This is a genomic window from Bacterioplanoides pacificum (assembly GCF_042648445.1).
In the GTDB taxonomy this organism is placed as follows: domain Bacteria; phylum Pseudomonadota; class Gammaproteobacteria; order Pseudomonadales; family Oceanobacteraceae; genus Bacterioplanoides; species Bacterioplanoides pacificum.
The window spans coordinates 194,489-212,482 of record NZ_JBHRYB010000005.1; the positions used below are offsets into that span (position 1 = coordinate 194,489).

Sequence of the window (17,994 nt, forward strand, 5' to 3'; positions counted from 1 at the left end):
TTTGATGTTTTCAAAAAAAATACTTCTGATCACTGGCGGCACCGGATCCTTCGGTAATGCGGTTTTAAACCGCTTCTTAGATACCGATATTGAAGAAATCCGTATTTTTAGTCGTGATGAGAAAAAACAGGATGATATGCGTAAAAAATACGCCAATCCTAAGCTCAAGTTCTATATCGGTGATGTCAGAGACTATCAAAGCGTTCTTAATGCTACACGCGGTGTTGATTACATCTACCACGCAGCAGCGTTAAAGCAAGTGCCATCTTGTGAATTTCATCCAATGGAAGCGGTGAAAACCAATGTCCTGGGTACTGAAAACGTGTTGGAAGCTGCTATTCAGAATGAAGTAAAACGAGTGGTTTGCTTAAGTACAGATAAAGCCGTTTACCCAATAAACGCTATGGGTATTTCCAAGGCTATGATGGAAAAAGTTATGGTAGCTAAGTCTCGTAACGTTGACCCGGCGAAAACCACTATTTGTGGCACTCGTTACGGTAATGTTATGGCGTCTCGAGGCTCGGTTATCCCGTTATTTGTTGATCAAATTCGTGCCGACCAAGCGCTTACCATTACTGACCCAAATATGACCCGGTTCATGATGACGCTGGAAGACGCGGTTGATTTGGTTCTGTACGCATTCGAACATGGCAATAATGGTGATATGTTTGTGCAAAAAGCACCAGCGGCGACGGTTGAAGTGTTGGCTCAGGCTCTGACACAAATGCTGAATAAGCCCGAGCATCCCATCAACGTCATTGGAACCCGTCACGGCGAAAAGCTGTTTGAGGCGCTGTTGAGTCGCGAAGAGATGGTGTGCGCGGAAGACTTGGGTGGTTATTATCGTGTACCGCCCGATCTGCGTGATCTGAACTATGGCAAATTTGTCGAACAGGGTGAAGAGCGGATTTCCCATGCTGAGGATTATAATTCGCATAACACTGAGCGCCTGGATATTGAAGGTATGAAACAACTGTTGCTTAAATTGCAGTTTATCCGCGAGTTGTGCGAAGGCCGTTATACTGACCCGGAGGCGTAATCAATGCGTGTATTAGTTACCGGTGCACAGGGATTTGTTGGTAAAAATCTATTACTGCATTTATCTGAGCGTACAGATACCGAAGTTGTTCGCTTTACACGGGATAATTCTGTCGATGAATTACCCACGATGCTGGCAGGCGTGGATTTTATTTTTCATTTGGCTGGTGTTAATCGCCCGCAAGACCCGGCTGAGTTTACCGAGGGGAATGCTTCATTAAGTCAGGCATTGGCTGATGCAATGTTGGTAACGGGTTGTAAAGCGCCAATTGTCTACAGTTCGTCGATTCAGGCTGAACTGGATAATCCCTACGGCCAATCAAAGAGACAGGCTGAAGATGCCTTATTGGCATTACGTGAGCAAGGTGTGCCGGTTTCCGTTTATCGTTTACCCAATGTGTTTGGCAAATGGGCAAAGCCCAATTATAACTCTGCAGTGGCTACCTTTTGCCATAATATTGTTCATGATTTGCCAATTCAGATAAACGACCCGGCAGCGGTGGTTAATTTGGTGTACGTCGATGATGTTATTGAGCATTTTCTGGCGCTGCTGGATGCTAAACGCACGGGCGAAGCCTTTGAAACCGTACAGCCGGTGTACCAAATAACCGTGGGTGAACTGGTCGAGCAGTTGTATCGCTTCCGCGATAGCCGCCAAAGTTTAATTACCGAGCGCGTCGGTACTGGGTTGGTGCGTGCCTTGTATTCCACTTACCTTAGCTATGTGCCGAAAGAGCGTTTTACCTACGAAGTGCCCAAATACGGTGATCCACGTGGCGTTTTCGTAGAAATGCTGAAAACACCGGATGCCGGCCAGTTTTCTTACTTCACAGCGCACCCTGGTATTACCCGTGGTGGCCATTACCACCACACAAAAACCGAGAAATTTTTGGTGATTAAAGGCAAGGCCAGCTTTAAGTTCCGCCATATGGAGACGGGTGAAAGCCACGAGTTGATCACAGATGGTGAATCGCCGGAGATTGTTGAAACGATGCCAGGCTGGACTCACGATATTACCAATATCGGTGACGAAGAAATGATTGTTATGTTATGGGCCAACGAAATTTTCGACCGTGATAAACCGGACACTTATGCTTGTCCATTAACTCCTATCGCATGACCTCATACTTATTATTAGTTATTTGAATACCGGATTTGTTATGTCTGTTGAAACAAAAAAATTGAAAGTGATGACGGTGGTGGGCACCCGTCCGGAAATTATTCGCTTGTCCCGAGTTATGGCGAAGTTGGATGAACATTGTGAGCATATTCTGGTGCACACCGGTCAGAACTATGATTACGAACTGAATGAGATTTTCTTTAACGATTTGGGAATTCGCAAACCCGATCATTTTCTCAGTGCTGCCGGTAGTAGTGGTGCTGAAACCATAGGTAACGTGATTATTAAGGTTGATCAGGTACTGGCTGATGTTGAACCCGAAGCCGTACTCGTGTTAGGTGATACTAATAGCTGTATGGCGGTATTACCGGCTAAGCGCCGAAAGATTCCGACCTTCCATATGGAAGCAGGTAACCGTTGCTTTGACATGCGGGTGCCAGAAGAAATTAACCGCCGGATTGTTGATCATACCGCTGACATCAACATGAGCTACAGCACGATTGCCCGCGATTACCTGATTAGTGAGGGGTTGCCACCGGATCGTACCATTAAAACCGGTAGCCCGATGTTTGAGGTGCTGAATTTTTACCGTGAAGGTATTGAAGCCTCTAAAGTATTGGAACGACTGAATCTGAAAGAAGGCCAATTCTTTGTGGTGAGTGCGCACCGTGAAGAAAACGTCGATTCCGACAAAAACTTTTTGAAACTGGTGGATGTGCTGAACACCGTTGCCGAGCATTACAATTTGCCGGTGATTGTTTCTACCCACCCACGTACCCAAAAGCGCGTAGATGCGATGGGGGTTACCTTCCACCCGAACGTACAACTGCTGAAACCGCTGGGCTTTAAAGACTACAATAAGCTGCAGTTAAGCGCGAAAGCGGTATTGTCTGATAGCGGTACGATCAACGAAGAATCGTCCATTCTTAACTTCCCAGCCCTGAATATCCGTGAAGCGCATGAGCGCCCGGAAGGTATGGAAGAAGCGGCTGCTATGATGGCCGGCCTGGAAGTGGAGCGTGTAATGCAAGGCCTGGCCATTCTGGAAACACAAAGCCGTGGCGAGCTGCGTGATTTACGGTTAGTGGCTGACTACAGCATGCCGAATGTGGCCGACAAAGTGGTGCGTATTATTCATAGCTATCGTGATTATGTGATGCGTACTGTATGGAAACAGTATTGATCGGGAGTGTTTGATGGCTCGTAAAAAAGCAGCCCTGGCAATTGTTGATCGGAGTTTCGATTATAACAGCCCTATCGGTGATGGTTTGCTGCAATTGGCGGAGCTTGCGACAGCAGAAGGCCCTGTGTATGTGATGACACAAGCCCGTAGTAATATCAAACAACGGCTGACGGCCGAAGGGCGTGGCCAGGGTGTAACAGTGCATTCCTGTAAGGCCTATACCACTTCAGCCAGTGGTTTGATTAAACGTATCGTGGAAGCGGTTTATTTCATGCTATGGACTTTTTATCGTCTGCTGCGTACCCGCCCTGAGAATGTCTATGTTTCTACCAATCCACCGGTCGTTGTGCCTTTTATCGTTGCATTATATTGCCGGTTATCAGGTGCATCGTATGTTTATCACTTACAGGACATCCACCCGGAAGCGGCAAATATTATTGTGCCGCTTAATAAAGTAATTTTGCGGGTATTACAGGTTTTAGACAACTTTAGTCTGCGCAGTGCCAGTGCACTGGTTACTCTGTCTGATGATATGAAAGCTACAATTAAACAGCGTAGTGACAACCAAACCCCGATCTATTTATTAGATAATCCAGCTTTTGATGTTGTGCCTCTCGATTACAATCAGCGTCAGAGAGATGTTGTATTTTGTGGTAACGCCGGTCGCCTGCAGCGTATCCCCTTATTGATGACAGCGATTCGAGACTATCTGCAGCAAGGTGGTAAGTTACAGTTTACCTTTGCTGGGGGGGGGGTACATGCGCCTGATATTCAACAGTTAGCTTCTGCTTATGATGAGGTAAAGTATTTGGGAATATTATCGCCAACGGATGCAGCTGGGTTGGTGAATCAGCATCGGTGGGCATTGTTGCCTATTGATGATGAAGTCACCCGCTATGCCTTTCCCAGCAAGTCATCGGGTTATGCACTGTCGGGTGTTGGTGTGTTGGCTGTTTGTGGCGGTGATACCAGTGTGGCGCGTTGGGTGGAGCAGCATCAGGTAGGTAAGGTCTGCGCACCTGATCATAAGGCCTTGGTGCAATGTTTCTTTGAACTTGAGAGTAGCGAAAACACAGCGTTTCAGATTGATGATGCTATGAGACAGAAGTTGCAGGTTCCGTATTTTTCACAAGCTTTGAAGAATATTATTTTCAATAGCTAATTAATATTTGGTTGTTATGTTGAAACGTCTTTTTGATTTTATTGCTGCTTTGTCGGCATTACTCCTGCTGTCCCCCGTCATTGCCATCGTTGCCTGGAAAATCCGTAAAAACCTCGGCTCTCCAGTGTTGTTTCGTCAGGTTCGTCCGGGCAAGGAGGGTAAGCCCTTTGAAATGGTCAAATTCCGCACCATGCGCGATGCTAACGACGAAGAGGGAAAGCCGCTACCTGATGAGCAGCGTATGACGCCATTTGGCAATTGGTTGCGCTCAACCAGCCTGGATGAGTTGCCGGAACTGTGGAATGTGGTGAAAGGTGATATGAGCTTGGTGGGCCCAAGGCCACTGCTGATGGAATATTTACCGCTGTACTCCAAAGAGCAGTACCGTCGCCATGAGGTGCGGCCCGGGGTTACTGGTTGGGCACAGATCAATGGCCGCAACGCGCTGAGCTGGGAAGATAAATTTAAACTCGATGTGTGGTACGTCGATCACCAAACCTTTTGGCTGGATATTAAAATATTATTTTTAACGGTTAAAAAAGTTCTGGTTCGTGATGGTATTAGCGCAGAGGGTGAGGCTACCATGACACGATTTGAGGGAAGCGGAGGCTCTACAAATGATAAATAAGTTGATTGGAGTGTTTGGTGCAAGTGGTTTTGGTCGTGAGGTTATGCCTCTTGTTCAGGAGCAGTGTTGTGCTGATGGAGCTACCTTTGTTTTTGTCGATGATAATCCTCCGGCAGACCAACTAAACGGCTATTCGGTTCTGACCTACTCTGAATTTTTAACATACTCTGCAACTGAAAAATCCATCACCATCGCGATTGCTGACTCTGCGATACGCGAAAAACTGACGGCACGCTGTATTAGTGATGCTCTTCAGATATTGGATGTTGCTGCACCAAATGCTGTTTGTCTTGATCAGGTGAATATTGGCAGCGGAAGTATTTTATGTCCTTTTGTCACACTTACTTCGAATGTCAAAATCGGTCAATCCTTTCATGCGAATATTTATTCGTACGTTGCACACGATTGTATTATTGGTGACTTTGTGACATTCGCTCCGGCAGTAAAATGTAACGGTAATATTATTATCGAGGATTTTGCGTATATAGGAACCGGTGCAATTATTAAACAAGGAACTCCTGATAGGCCTTTAAAAATTGGTAAAGGGGCGATAGTTGGTATGGGGGCTGTAGTTACAAAAGATGTTCCAGCAGGTGCTGTTGTTGTCGGAAATCCTGCCAAACTCCTGGTAAAAAACTAATCAACCTTTATCGTCCCTGTTTTGAGCTGATATCTCTATGTTAAATACGCCTTTTTCTCCCTGGCCTTCCTTTACGCAGGAAGAGTCAGATGCTGTTTCCCGTGTACTGTTATCCAATAAAGTTAACTACTGGACCGGCCAAGAAGGCCGTCAGTTCGAAAAAGAATTTGCGGCGTTTGCCGGTTGTGAGTACGCGGTTGCGTTAGCAAATGGCACTCTGGCGCTGGATGTCGCGTTTAAAGCGTTGGGTGTGGGGGAAGGTGATGAGGTGATTGTTACATCACGCACCTTTTTAGCGTCGGTATCCAGTATTGTGCTGGCCGGTGCGACCCCGGTATTTGCGGATATTGATCGTGATTCGCAGAATATCACCGCTGATACCATTCAGGCAGTTATCACGGATAAAACCAAAGCGATTGTGTGTGTGCATCTGGCCGGTTGGCCCTGTGATATGAGTTCTATCATGGCATTGGCACAACAGCATGGTTTATCTGTCATTGAAGACTGTGCTCAGGCTCATGGCGCGAGTTATAACGGTAAGCCAGTTGGTAGCTTTGGTGATGTCGCCGCCTGGTCGTTTTGCCAGGATAAAATTATGACCACCGGTGGTGAAGGCGGTATGGTCACGACGAATAATCGTGACTTATGGAAGGCCATGTGGTCGTTTAAGGATCATGGAAAAAGCTGGGATGCGGTGTACGAGCGCGAACATCCACCGGGTTTTCGCTGGTTGCACGAAAGTTTTGGCACCAATTGGCGGATGACAGAAATACAAGCTGTGATCGGTCGTATCCAGTTAAGGCGAATGGCCGAGTGGACAGAAAAGCGCCGCCATAATGCTGAAAAAATCTGGCAAGCCGCATCCAGGTGTTATGGTTTGCGGGTGCCTGCTATACCTGAGTATATCGGCCACGCGGCGTATAAATGTTACGTGTTTGTTGAAGCAGAGAAGCTGAATGAAGGTTGGGATCGTGACCGTATCATGAATGCGGTTGTAGAGCGTGGCGTGCCGTGTTTTTCCGGTTCCTGTTCAGAGGTGTATTTGGAAAAAGCATTTGATAATACTGATTATCGCCCGGTTCAGCCTTTGCCGGTAGCGAAAGAGTTAGGTGAAACCAGCTTGATGTTTTTAGTGCATCCAACGTTAACCGCAGAAGAAATTGATAAAACCTGCGATGTGTTGCGTGAGGTGATGGCGCAGGCGGCCAAATAGGGAAGCGTTTGTGGTGTTATTTGTGTGTGTTAACGGCGGGTTGCGCTTCGCTTACCCACCCTACGGTTAATGTGTATGTGCGGTTAATTTATATGCCGTGATTAACGGTGGGTTGCGGTGACGGTGGGTTGCGATGACGGTTGACCGAAATTACGGTGGGTTGCGATGACGGTTGACCGAAATGTCGGTGGGTCGCGCTTCGCTTACCCACCCTACGGTTGATGTGTGCATACGGTTGATGTGTGCATACGGTTGATGTGTGCATGCGGTTGATATGTGCATGCGGTTGATTTTAATGTTCAGGGGATGAATATGGAGATTGTGCACCACGGAGCGGTGAATGGGGTTACGGGTTCTTGCCATCAGTTGCGGTTGGATAACGGCGATTCATTGTTGGTGGATTGTGGTTTGTTTCAGGGCGCTGAAAGCGGTGATGATCCGGCGTTAGCGAATAAGGCCATCGGTTTTGATCTGTCTCAGGTTAAGGCGTTGTTGGTCACTCATTGTCATATCGACCATGTCGGTCGTATTCCGTATTTATTGGCGGCGGGCTTTAGCGGGCCGATTTATGCCACCGAGGCTACGGCGCAGTTATTACCGCTGGTGATTGAGGATGCCATTAAAGTAGGTGTCAGCCGGGATGCGCGGTTAATTCGCCAGGTGTTGCATAAACTGCAGCAGCAGTTGGTCGCGGTTCCTTATAAGCAGTGGTTTAAGCCCGAGGGGCTTAGCGGTGTGAAAGCCAAATTCCAGGTGGCGGGGCATATTCTGGGTTCCGCCTATATTGAGTTGGATATCCAACAGGCAGCAGTGCCTGAGCGCCAGCGGGTGGTGTTTTCCGGTGATCTGGGGGCGCCTTATTCGCCCTTATTGCCCGCACCTAAGGCACCGTACCGGGCCGATACTCTGGTGATCGAAAGTACCTACGGAGACCGTTGTCATGAGTCGCGCAGGCAGCGCCGGGCGCGGTTGCAGCAGGTGATTGAGCGTTGCCTGGCAAACAAGGGAACGGTGTTGATTCCGGCGTTTTCCATTGGTCGTACTCAGGAGTTGTTGTACGAGCTGGAGGAGATTTTACATCGCCAGCATACCCGGGCCAGTAAACATCCAGCCAAGGCGGGTGTGTGGCAATATCTGGATGTCATTGTCGATTCACCTCTGGCGGCACAGTTTACTGAGCAGTACCGGCGCTTAAAGCCGTTATGGGATGGCGAAGCGCGGCGCAAGGTAGCCGCCGGGCGTCATCCGTTAGGGTTTGAGCAGCTGTTAACCATTAACAGTCATCAGCAGCATCTCGATACCGTGGCTTATTTGCAAAAAACCGGTCGTGCCGCGATTGTGATCGCCGCCAGTGGCATGTGTGCCGGTGGCCGGATGCAGAATTATTTAACCGCGTTATTACCCGATGAGCGCACCGATGTGCTGTTTGTTGGCTATCAGGCGCAGGGTACCCCAGGGCGCGATATCCAGCGTTATGGTCCACGTTTCAGTCAGGGTCAGGCGCCGGGCTACGTAATGCTCGATGGTCAGCGGGTGGTGATTCGTGCTGGTGTTTATACCATCGGTGGTTACAGCGCCCATGCCGACCAGCAGGATTTGGTGCATTTTGTACAGCGTATGCGCCACAAGCCGTCGCATATCCGCATTGTGCACGGCGATGAACAGGCCAAGCAGGCGTTGCGGCAGTGTTATTTGCAGTTATTGCCCGATTGTGAGGTGGTTATTCCACGTTGATTCATGGTGGGTTGCGGTGACGGTGGGTTGCGCTGCGCTTACCCACCCTACGGTATTATGCACTCATGTTAGTTTTCAGGAGTCTGTAGTGTTCGATCTCGATCAGTGTTTAGCGGCGTTTTATTCCATTCAGCCGGATGTTAACCAGGCATCACAACGAGTGGCGTTTGGTACTTCGGGGCATCGCGGTTCATCGTTAGCCGCGACCTTTAATGAAGCCCATATTGTTGTGATTGCTAAAGCCGTGGCCGATTATCGCCAGCAGCAGGGTATTGATGGGCCTTTGTTTCTCGGGCGCGATACCCATGCGTTATCGCAACCCGCCTGGGAGGTGTGCCTGCAGGTGTTAGCGGCGGCTGGTGTTGATGTGCGTATCGCCAACGATAATAACGTGACGGCCACGCCGCTGGTCAGCCGGGCGATCCTGATGGCCAATGCAACCAACGGCAAAACAGAGCAAAACAGCCATCAGGCCGACGGTATTATTATTACGCCATCGCATAATCCACCGGAAGACGGCGGTATTAAATACAACACCCCGGATGGTGGCCCGGCCGCCGCGGAAGTAACCGGCTGGATCGAACAACGGGCGAACCAGTATCTGCAACAGGGCTGGCAGCATATTGCCCGTTTGCCCTTGGGCGTCGCCGAGGCCAAAGCCGAAGCGTACGATTATATTGGCCAATACATTGCCGGGCTGGCTGAGGTGGTGGATATGCAGGCCATCGCCGAGAGTGGCTTAACGCTGGCCGCCGATCCGATGGGCGGTACCGCATTGCCCGTCTGGCAAGCGCTGGCACAACAGCTGCCTGCAGGGCAGCTAACGGTGGTGAATAACCAACTCGATCCAGCGTTTGCCTTTATGCCGCCGGATCACGATGGCCGTATCCGTATGGATTGTTCCAGCCCACAGGCGATGGCGAATTTATTAACCGTGCGTGAGCAATACGATCTGGCACTGGCGAACGACCCGGACGCCGATCGCCACGGTATTGTCGATGCTACCGGGTTAATGAATCCGAATCATTTTTTATGCGTGTGTGTCGATTATTGTTTAACACACCGGCCGCAGTGGCGGGCGCAATTAAAGATCGGTAAAACCCTGGTCACCAGTTCAATGATGGATGCTGTGGTGGCGGGTAATCAGCGTCAATTGTACGAAGTACCGGTGGGATTTAAATGGTTTGTGCCTGGGCTGTGCGAAGGTTGGCTGGCGTTTGGTGGTGAAGAAAGCGCCGGTGCCAGCTTATTAACTCAGGCCGGGGAGCCCTGGAGTACCGATAAAGACGGTATTGTGTTGTGTTTATTAGCGGCAGAAATCATGGCGGTGACGGGTAAAAGCCCGTCGCAGTATTACCACGAGTTAACTCAGGCCTATGGCGAACATTATTACCGCCGTATTGATGCACCGGCCACGGCCGAGCAAAAAGCGGCGTTTAAAGGGTTATCGGCGGCCAGTGTTGTTGCCAAAGAGCTGGCCGGATCGGCGATTACTGCGGTCTATACCGAGGCTCCGGGGAATGGCGCCAGCATTGGTGGCATTAAAGTGTGTACCGCGCAGGGCTGGTTTGCCGCACGCCCCAGTGGTACCGAGGCGATTTATAAAATTTATGCCGAAAGTGTGGTCAGTGAGGCGCACTTGCAGCAATTAATTGCGGGTGCTCAGGCGCTGTTAACCGAGGTGCTGGCAGGCGCCTGATGGCGTTAGCGGTTTCGTCGCCGCATCAGCGGCGGCTGGCGTTCATCACCCAGTCCGGACAGTCGCCTTGTTTGTTGTAGGCGGCTGGTGCTTCCAGTAATAAGTTAATCACATCTTCTACCCGGAACTCATGGCAGGCTTTATCCAGCCGGTGCAGCAGGTTATGAGTTTCCGGCCACTCCAGATAAATTTCGTTGGCGGTCATGATACGTGGGTGGCTGCTGCCTTCAACGTTATCGCCAATCAATAACTCTTCGTACAGTTTTTCACCCGGGCGCAGGCCGGTGAATTGTATTTCGATATCGCCATCCGGGTTGTTGTCGGTTTTTTCGCTCAGGCCGGATAACTGAATCATCTTTTTCGCCAGGTTAACGATTTTAACCGGCTCACCCATATCCAGTACAAACACATCGCCGCCTTTGCCCATCGCACCAGCCTGTAACACCAGCTGTGATGCTTCCGGGATGGTCATAAAATAACGAATAATATCCGGATGGGTGACAGTAATTGGGCCGCCTTGTTTGATTTGTCGCCGGAACAGCGGTACCACAGAACCCGATGAGCCTAATACATTGCCAAACCGCACCATACAAAACAACGTGTCTTGCTGGCGTTGATTCAGCGCCTGTAATACCAGCTCAGCCAGCCGTTTGGAGGTGCCCATCACATTGGTCGGCCGTACTGCTTTATCGGTGGAGACCAGTACAAAGCGTTCAACCCCGGCTTTAATCGCGGCTTCGGCACAATACCAGGTACCAAACACGTTATTACGTACCCCTTCCACCACGTTATGCTCCACCAGCGGCACATGTTTATACGCCGCGGCGTGGTAGATGGTTTGTACTTTAAAGGTGGTAAAAATGGTTTCCAGCCGGTTCTGGCGCTGCACTGAGCCGAGGATGGAAATAATATCGGCGGCGAGATTTTCCTGTTGTTTCAGCTGTTGTAATTCCTGCTCGATGGCGTACAGGCTGAATTCGTTCAGCTCCAGCAGAATCAGTTGCTTCGGATTCTGGCGTAATGCCTGGCGGCATAATTCTGAACCGATCGAGCCACCGGCGCCGGTGACCAGTACCACTTTATTGCGGATATTGCGACCGATGAGCTGTGCGTCCGGGCTAACGGCTTCGCGCCCTAATAAATCGTCAATTTCGACTTCGCGGACTTCTTCAATACGCGCTTTGCCGCTGACAATATCCGCCACCGCTGGCGCAGTTAATACTTCCAGCGGGTAACGAGCCAGTTGTTCAATTAATTTTTTTCGCTGGCTGAAGCCGGTATTGCCTAATGCCAGCAGGATTTTTTTACAGCCTCGTTGTTGGCTTAACAGCTCCAGGTCGGGCTGGGCCAACACCGGCAGACCGTTGATCTGAGTGTTTTGTTTTTTGCGGTCGTCGTCGATAAAGGCCACCGGCTTATAATCCCGGCTGCTTAATAACGATTGGCATAACTGCACACCTTGTTGCCCGGCACCGTAAATAATCACCGGCTTGGCGCCGGATTGCCCCAGCTGCGATACCAGGTTGCGGATAAATAAACGTGGCAGAGCGAGCAGGGCCAGTGCGGTAAAGACATAAATAATCAGACTGGAACGCGGTACGTTAGCCTGAGTTAAAAAACTGCTGCTGCCCAATACTGCAGCAGAAATCAGAATGCCCAGCGTTAACGAAGTAAAGGCTTTACTGGCCATAAAACGAATGACGGCGCGATAAAACCCCAGCTTAACAAACACCAGCAAACTGATAATGGTGGTAATTATCATGGTGGCTGCAGTGTGGTTGTTGATGTTGACCAGTACTTCTCCATGACGTAACGCCAGGGCCAGATAAATCGCCAGCGGAATGGCAATAAAATCGTAACCGACGGTGATCAGGCGTTTAGTGGAACGTTTGGCATTAAGCAGATGATACAACATGGGTTTCGTCCGTGATAAGGCGCTGGGAACGGAAACCAAATAATAGCATAAAAGGACCAGGGTAAGCTGCGATTTACCGGCCCTTTAAACCGTCAGAGATGACGGTTTTGCGACAAAAGCACAAAAAAACAGGATAACTGGCCGGGGAGGCATATCAGGCTTCACCCGGATGGCAGGATGTTTTATCCTAGCCGCCTATTTTACTGTTTATTTGCCGGCAGCGGAGAAGTTATGAACCAGCAAGCGGGAAGCGTTAACCACCAGGAAACGGTGATTTCTGCAGAAGATGAAATCAGCTTAACGGACTTATTCCGTAATTTATGGCGCCAGCGTGGTCTGATTGTCGGCATGGTGTTTCTGTTGGTTGCTGCTGTGGTGGCGCTGCAGTTTGCTAAGGGCACTCTGGCATCGGCGGAGCGGGTGGATTATCCCATTGCTCTGACCTTCGCCAAAGGTAAAGAGCTGACTTATCCCAACGGCAGTGTCTTTTCACCCAATGATTTAACCGCCTCACTGGTATTAAACCGGGTGATTCGTTCGCAGCAGCTGGATACCACCGCGTTAAAACTGGCCGAAGCGTTATCGGTGGCTTATTCCAACAGTTTGTTGCAGCAGGCAGAAGACAAATTAAGCGCGACCTTAACCGGCAATAAAACGCCGGATGATGTTAAACAAGCGGCCTCGGATGCATTAAAACAATTGCGCGCCGAAGGCCAGCGTTTTATTACGATCAGTTTGTCACTGGAAGAAAGTGGTCTGAGTGCCGAGCAGGGCACACAACTGATTACCGCCCTGGTGGATGAGTGGGCCGCGGTCAGTATTGAGCAGGGCCTGTTAAATATTGATATCGCCCGGCCGGTCACGCCGTTTGTGGTACAGCCAAACAACAACCTGATTGATACCTACGATGCGGCGGCCAGTTTTATCCGTTCGTTATCCCGTGCGGTCGATGGCGTATCTGAGCAGCCGGGAGCAGAAAGCCTGATTGTTGGCGGCAAAAGCCTGAGTGATATTCGCCGTGAAATTGAAGTGCTGGAAGGCACGGATGTTGGCCCGTTGCGTGAATTTGCTTATTCCAACTCCTCCAGCCTGGCGTCGGTAGATCCGGCCATTCAGGTGCGTTTGTTTGCTCGCCAACGTTTATTAAAACTGGAACAGGAACGGTTGGTGAAGTTAATTGCTTCTTACGATGCCGCACTGGAACAGCTCACCAGTTTTAAGGGCGCGGAACAGAATAATTCCGTCAATAATGTGCAGGGTACGTTGCAGCTGGATCAGTCAGTGATTGATTCGCTGCTGCAGATGGGCACCCGGCTGGGCGCAGTAGAAAACCGCAATAAGGTGTTTGAACGTCGCAGTGAAGCCATTGAAGAGCTGCTGACGCTGGAAAAAGAAATGGCCATCCTGATGGGGGTCACCACCAATGTGTATGGTGATCTGAATCCAACAGAGATTCTGAAATCTGCCTTGCCAATGATTGAACAGCGGTTAACTGCCATCCAGAAAGACGTGAATACTTTCTTTGATGCCTATCGTGATGTCAGCCTGCAAAGTGGCGCGCAACTGTATGCTGCTCAGGCGGCACCTGTGGTACGTGGTGGTTTGCTGGTGTCGGTGGCGAGCCTGGTGAAATATGCGGTGTTGGCGGCGGTATTAGGCCTGATGCTTGGGGTGATAATTGCCCTGGTGCGGGCAGCGATGCTGAACAGCAAAAATAGCTGATTTGGGTGTGGTGTATGTGGTGGGTCGCGCTGCGCTTACCCACCCTACATGTCATCCAAATTCATCAATCACATAAAACAATTATCACAATCCACGTGGTGGGTCGCGCTGCGCTTACCCACCCTACATGTCATCCAAATTCATCAATACCATAAACCAATCCTCACAACCCGTAGGGTGGGTAAGCGCAGCGCGACCCACCGGCATGGCCATTCCAACACCGTACCACCCACCATAATCAAAACCGATCATCACAACCCGTAGGGTGGGTAAGCGCAGCGTAACCCACCATAATCAAAACCAATCATCACAACCGTAGGGTGGGTAAGCGAAGCGTAACCCACCATAATCAAAACCAATCCTCACAACCGTAGGGTGGGTAAGCGAAGCGCAACCCACCATAATCAAAACCAATCCTCACAGCCCGTAGGGTGGGTAAGCGAAGCACCACCCACCATAATCAAAAACAACCCTCACAACCGTAGGGTGGGTAAGCGAAGCGTAACCCACCATAATCAAAAACAACCCTCACAACCGTAGGGTGGGTAAGCGAAGCGCAACCCACCATAATCAAAACCAATCATCACAACCCGTAGGGTGGGTAAGCGAAGCGCAACCCACCGGCATGGCGCGACCCACCGGCATGGCGCCACCCACCGACATGGACATGGCGCGACCCACCGGCATGGCGCCACCCACCGGCATGGCGTAACCCACCGGCACGCCACCGTTTTATTGATCAATCCTTGGCAATACGGCTGAATACTGCCCCTTTCTGGTCGCGGTATTTGGCGTTTTCGCGCTTATTGTACGGCCGCTTGGCAGGGCTGGTTAAGGTTTCGAACGACATGGCACAAATCACCATGCCCGGGCGTAACGCCAGTGGCAGTTTGCCGTTGTTGTAAAACTCCAGCACGATCTGTCCATCCCAGCCGGGGTCGATGCGGCCGGCGGTGACGTGCACCATTAACCCTAATCGCGCCAGCGAGCTGCGGCCATCGAGCCAACCAACCAGATCATCGGGAACCGTAACGGCTTCCAGCGTGGCGCCGAGTACCAGTTCTCCCGGGTGGATAAATAACGCGTCGTCACCCAGAATTTCGATTTCTTTGCTCATGATGCGGTCGATGTCGCGTTCCAGCTGGTGGCGGTCACCGGACAGGTCGAGGTGTGTGACGGAGTTGTTGCTGAACACCCGGAAGCGGTGGTCGAGGCGTAAATCAACCGAGATGCCGGCAATGGCGTCGTCTCCCGGCTCCGGCGTAATCACAATGCTGTTGTCCTGAAGCCGTTGTTCGATATCGCCGTCGCTGAGTCGCATGTAAGTGTCCGCCGTAGAGAAGAGTTTAAAACGCGGCCGATTTTACCTCAGTTGGCGCTTCAGCTACATCTGAATATCGCGGATATTGATTTCATAGCGCTTTTTACCGTCTTTTTTATCCCGCAGACGCACCAGCAGGTAATGCTTGTCTTTGGCGAACCAGGCGATGATTTCACGATCTTTTTTCTTGCGGATCTGGCGTACCTTAACGGTTTCCAGTTTGCCGGCCCGGGTATTCAGGGTTTCTTCGCCAATCACTTCAAAGCGGAAGGGTTTGTTGCGGTTTTTTTCGAACACCGGATAGCTTAATTGTTGCTGGCCAGTGGCGAGGTCGAGTCCGGCCTGCAGCATATAGGTCAGGTTATCGTGAATTTCGTCCTGCCAGGCCTGTGGGTAGGTTTTGTTGTTTTCCTGATCCCGGATTGAGTGAGTGTCGGGCAGAAACTGCAGTGTGCGATCATCTTCGTTAAACAGGCCGCTGGCACGATAGGTGTAATGTAACGGTTGGATGCGCTGCTCGGGTGTCAGGGTGAAACGTGAACTTTCGCGCAGTTTTGCGGCGCTGGTTTCGGCCTCAAAGGTCAGTTGCCAGTGTTGTTGATCCAGTTGCTTCAGTTCCCGGGTCGCATCAACATCGATACTGAACCAGCCTACTTTCCACTCCGTGGTGTAACGAGCCTTAAACGGCATCAGAACGCTCAGGTTGTCGGCCGACGCTGTTTCGGCCTGGCTTGACATGATTGGTAGCAGGGTCAGTAGCAGGGTGGTCAGGGAGAAATATTTAAGCATGGTGATAACAACCGGCAATTCCATTTGCCGACAGTATATCCATGAATGACGTTACAACGCACGGTTGTTATGCCTCGAGTTGTAACCCATTGTTGGGAAGGATATTTCCATCCAGCAGGGCATCGTTGCCCTTCATGGTTAAGCGGCCGTTCACAAACCACTTAACCGCGATCGGGTAAATCACATGTTCCTGGCTGTGTACCCGTTGTTGCAGGCTGATGGCGTCGTCACCGTCGTACACCGGGATAACCGCCTGAATCACATTCGGGCCACCGTCCAGCTCTTCGGTAACGAAGTGCACAGTCACGCCGTGTTGTTCATCACCGGCATCCAGCGCCCGCTGATGGGTGTTAAGGCCCTGATATTTCGGCAATAACGACGGGTGAATATTCAGCATTCTGCCATGGTAACGAATGACGAAGTCCGCCGTCAGAATCCGCATAAAGCCGGCCAGTACCACCAGATCGGGCTGGTAATCGTCGATACAACGCATCAACGCGACGTCAAAGTCTTCGCGGCTGGCGAATTCTTTATGGTCGATCACCTGGGTTTCGATATCCCGGTCTTTCGCTTTCTGCAGCCCCGGGGCTTCCGGGCGGTTGCAGATGACGGCACTGATTTCGGCGTCGATATCGCCTTGTTTAACGGCATCGGCAATGGCGGCCATGTTGCTGCCACTGCCTGAAATTAACACCACAATGCGGGGTTTTTGCTCCTCTTTTGTGGCGTTCAGATCGGTCACACTCATAACTGGTGTTTACCGCTGAATTCAACCTGAGCTTCGCCATCAGCCTGTGGCTGAATCTCACCGATAATCCAGGCTTGTTCGCCTTCGGCATTCAGCAACGCCACAGCGGCATCGGCTTTGTCTTCCGGTAACGCGATGATCATACCGACACCACAGTTAAAGGTACGGTACATTTCCGCGGTTTCGACATTGCCTTGCTGTTGCAGCCAGTTGAATACTTCCGGCCATTGCCAGCTGTTGCTGTCGATCACAGCTTTGCAGTTGTCTGGCAGTACGCGGGGAATATTCTCCTGGAAACCGCCGCCGGTGATGTGTGACAGCGCATGAACATCGGAGGCGTTAATCAGTTTCAGGGTGGATTTAACGTAAATACGGGTAGGTGCCATTAATGCGTCGGTCAACGGCTGACCGTCCAGCTCACCACTCAGATCGGCGCCTGACACTTCGATGATTTTGCGGATTAACGAATAACCATTGGAGTGTGGGCCACTGGAGGCCAGTGCGATCAGCTTATCGCCAGCCTGTACCTTGCTGCCGTCGATGATGTCGGCTTTTTCGGCGATGCCAACACAAAAGCCCGCCAGATCGTAGTCTTCGCCTTCGTACATACCTGGCATTTCGGCAGTTTCACCACCGACCAGAGAGGCGCCAGCCTGCGCACAACCTTCACCGATACCTTCCACTACGGCGGCAGCAACGTCGACGTTGAGCTTGCCGGTGGCGTAATAATCGAGGAAAAACAGCGGCTCAGCACCGGCAACCACCAGATCGTTGACACACATCGCCACCAGGTCGATGCCAATGGTGTCATGTTTGTTCAGATCCATGGCCAGCCGCAGTTTGGTACCAACGCCGTCGGTACCGGAAACCAGTACAGGTTGCTGATACCCTTGTGGCAGTTCAAACAAGGCACCAAAGCCACCCAGGCCGGCCATTACTTCCGGGCGACGGGTGCGCTTGGCAACGCCTTTGATTCGGTCAACTAAGGCGTTGCCGGCATCGATATCGACCCCCGCATCTTTGTAGCTGAGGGAGGTAGAGTGTTGGGATTGTTGTTCGCTAGATTGCTGTTCGCTCATGCC

At 50.8% G+C, this 17,994-nt stretch carries 16 protein-coding genes; 10 read left to right on the forward strand and 6 right to left on the reverse strand.

Annotated elements, in window-relative coordinates; translation table 11 throughout:
* The first annotated feature begins 4 nt into the window (after positions 1-4).
* The 9 genes from ACFOMG_RS05510 (at position 5) to ACFOMG_RS05550 (ending at position 10,417) form a co-directional block, all read left to right on the forward strand.
* On the forward strand, positions 5-1,039 hold the full coding sequence (locus ACFOMG_RS05510) for a polysaccharide biosynthesis protein (protein ID WP_376865289.1): 1,035 nt from the start codon (positions 5-7) through the stop codon (positions 1,037-1,039).
* 3 nt (positions 1,040-1,042) lie between these two features.
* On the forward strand, positions 1,043-2,158 hold the full coding sequence (gene wbjC, locus ACFOMG_RS05515; protein ID WP_376865290.1) for a UDP-2-acetamido-2,6-beta-L-arabino-hexul-4-ose reductase: 1,116 nt from the start codon (positions 1,043-1,045) through the stop codon (positions 2,156-2,158).
* Between the two features lie 40 nt (positions 2,159-2,198).
* Positions 2,199-3,341 (forward strand): non-hydrolyzing UDP-N-acetylglucosamine 2-epimerase, encoded by a 1,143-nt coding sequence (gene wecB / locus ACFOMG_RS05520; protein ID WP_376865291.1) that lies wholly within the window; start codon positions 2,199-2,201, stop codon positions 3,339-3,341.
* A gap of 13 nt (positions 3,342-3,354) precedes the next feature.
* On the forward strand, positions 3,355-4,503 hold the full coding sequence (locus ACFOMG_RS05525; RefSeq protein WP_376865292.1) for a glycosyltransferase: 1,149 nt from the start codon (positions 3,355-3,357) through the stop codon (positions 4,501-4,503).
* Between the two features lie 16 nt (positions 4,504-4,519).
* Positions 4,520-5,131 (forward strand): sugar transferase, encoded by a 612-nt coding sequence (locus ACFOMG_RS05530; RefSeq protein WP_376865293.1) that lies wholly within the window; start codon positions 4,520-4,522, stop codon positions 5,129-5,131.
* Complete coding sequence (locus ACFOMG_RS05535; RefSeq protein WP_376865294.1) at positions 5,121-5,771, forward strand: acetyltransferase; 651 nt, start codon at positions 5,121-5,123, stop codon at positions 5,769-5,771. The genes ACFOMG_RS05530 and ACFOMG_RS05535 overlap by 11 nt, the downstream gene beginning before the upstream one ends.
* 37 nt (positions 5,772-5,808) lie before the next feature.
* Positions 5,809-6,984 carry a DegT/DnrJ/EryC1/StrS family aminotransferase gene (locus ACFOMG_RS05540; protein WP_376865295.1) on the forward strand — a complete coding sequence of 392 codons (1,176 nt, stop codon included), beginning with the start codon at positions 5,809-5,811 and terminating at the stop codon, positions 6,982-6,984.
* Between the two features lie 312 nt (positions 6,985-7,296).
* Positions 7,297-8,718: an MBL fold metallo-hydrolase RNA specificity domain-containing protein gene (locus ACFOMG_RS05545; RefSeq protein WP_376865296.1), complete on the forward strand. Its 1,422-nt coding sequence runs from the start codon at positions 7,297-7,299 to the stop codon at positions 8,716-8,718.
* Between the two features lie 88 nt (positions 8,719-8,806).
* A complete protein-coding gene (locus ACFOMG_RS05550; protein WP_376865298.1) occupies positions 8,807-10,417 on the forward strand; it encodes a phosphoglucomutase, alpha-D-glucose phosphate-specific in 1,611 nt (536 codons plus the stop codon).
* A 25-nt stretch (positions 10,418-10,442) separates the two neighbouring features.
* Here the strand turns inward: ACFOMG_RS05550 and ACFOMG_RS05555 are convergent, their stop codons facing one another.
* Positions 10,443-12,332: a polysaccharide biosynthesis protein gene (locus ACFOMG_RS05555; RefSeq protein ID WP_376865300.1), complete on the reverse strand. Its 1,890-nt coding sequence runs from the start codon at positions 12,330-12,332 to the stop codon at positions 10,443-10,445.
* Positions 12,333-12,563: 231 nt separating this feature from the next.
* Between ACFOMG_RS05555 and ACFOMG_RS05560 the strand changes: the two genes are divergently transcribed.
* A complete protein-coding gene (locus ACFOMG_RS05560; RefSeq protein WP_376865301.1) occupies positions 12,564-14,054 on the forward strand; it encodes a hypothetical protein in 1,491 nt (496 codons plus the stop codon).
* Positions 14,055-14,624: 570 nt separating this feature from the next.
* Here the strand turns inward: ACFOMG_RS05560 and ACFOMG_RS05565 are convergent.
* From ACFOMG_RS05565 to purM, 5 genes are all read right to left on the reverse strand, one after another.
* Entirely contained in the window at positions 14,625-14,771 is a 147-nt protein-coding gene (locus ACFOMG_RS05565; protein WP_376865302.1) for a hypothetical protein, read from the reverse strand.
* Between the two features lie 22 nt (positions 14,772-14,793).
* Positions 14,794-15,375 (reverse strand): dCTP deaminase, encoded by a 582-nt coding sequence (dcd, locus tag ACFOMG_RS05570; protein WP_376865304.1) that lies wholly within the window; start codon positions 15,373-15,375, stop codon positions 14,794-14,796.
* Positions 15,376-15,438: 63 nt separating this feature from the next.
* Positions 15,439-16,188 carry a DUF3108 domain-containing protein gene (locus ACFOMG_RS05575; protein WP_376865305.1) on the reverse strand — a complete coding sequence of 250 codons (750 nt, stop codon included), beginning with the start codon at positions 16,186-16,188 and terminating at the stop codon, positions 15,439-15,441.
* Positions 16,189-16,231: 43 nt separating this feature from the next.
* Entirely contained in the window at positions 16,232-16,912 is a 681-nt protein-coding gene (gene purN / locus ACFOMG_RS05580) for a phosphoribosylglycinamide formyltransferase (RefSeq protein WP_376865306.1), read from the reverse strand.
* Entirely contained in the window at positions 16,909-17,991 is a 1,083-nt protein-coding gene (gene purM, locus ACFOMG_RS05585) for a phosphoribosylformylglycinamidine cyclo-ligase (RefSeq protein WP_376865307.1), read from the reverse strand. The genes purN and purM overlap by 4 nt, the downstream gene beginning before the upstream one ends.
* Positions 17,992-17,994: the final 3 nt, after the last annotated feature.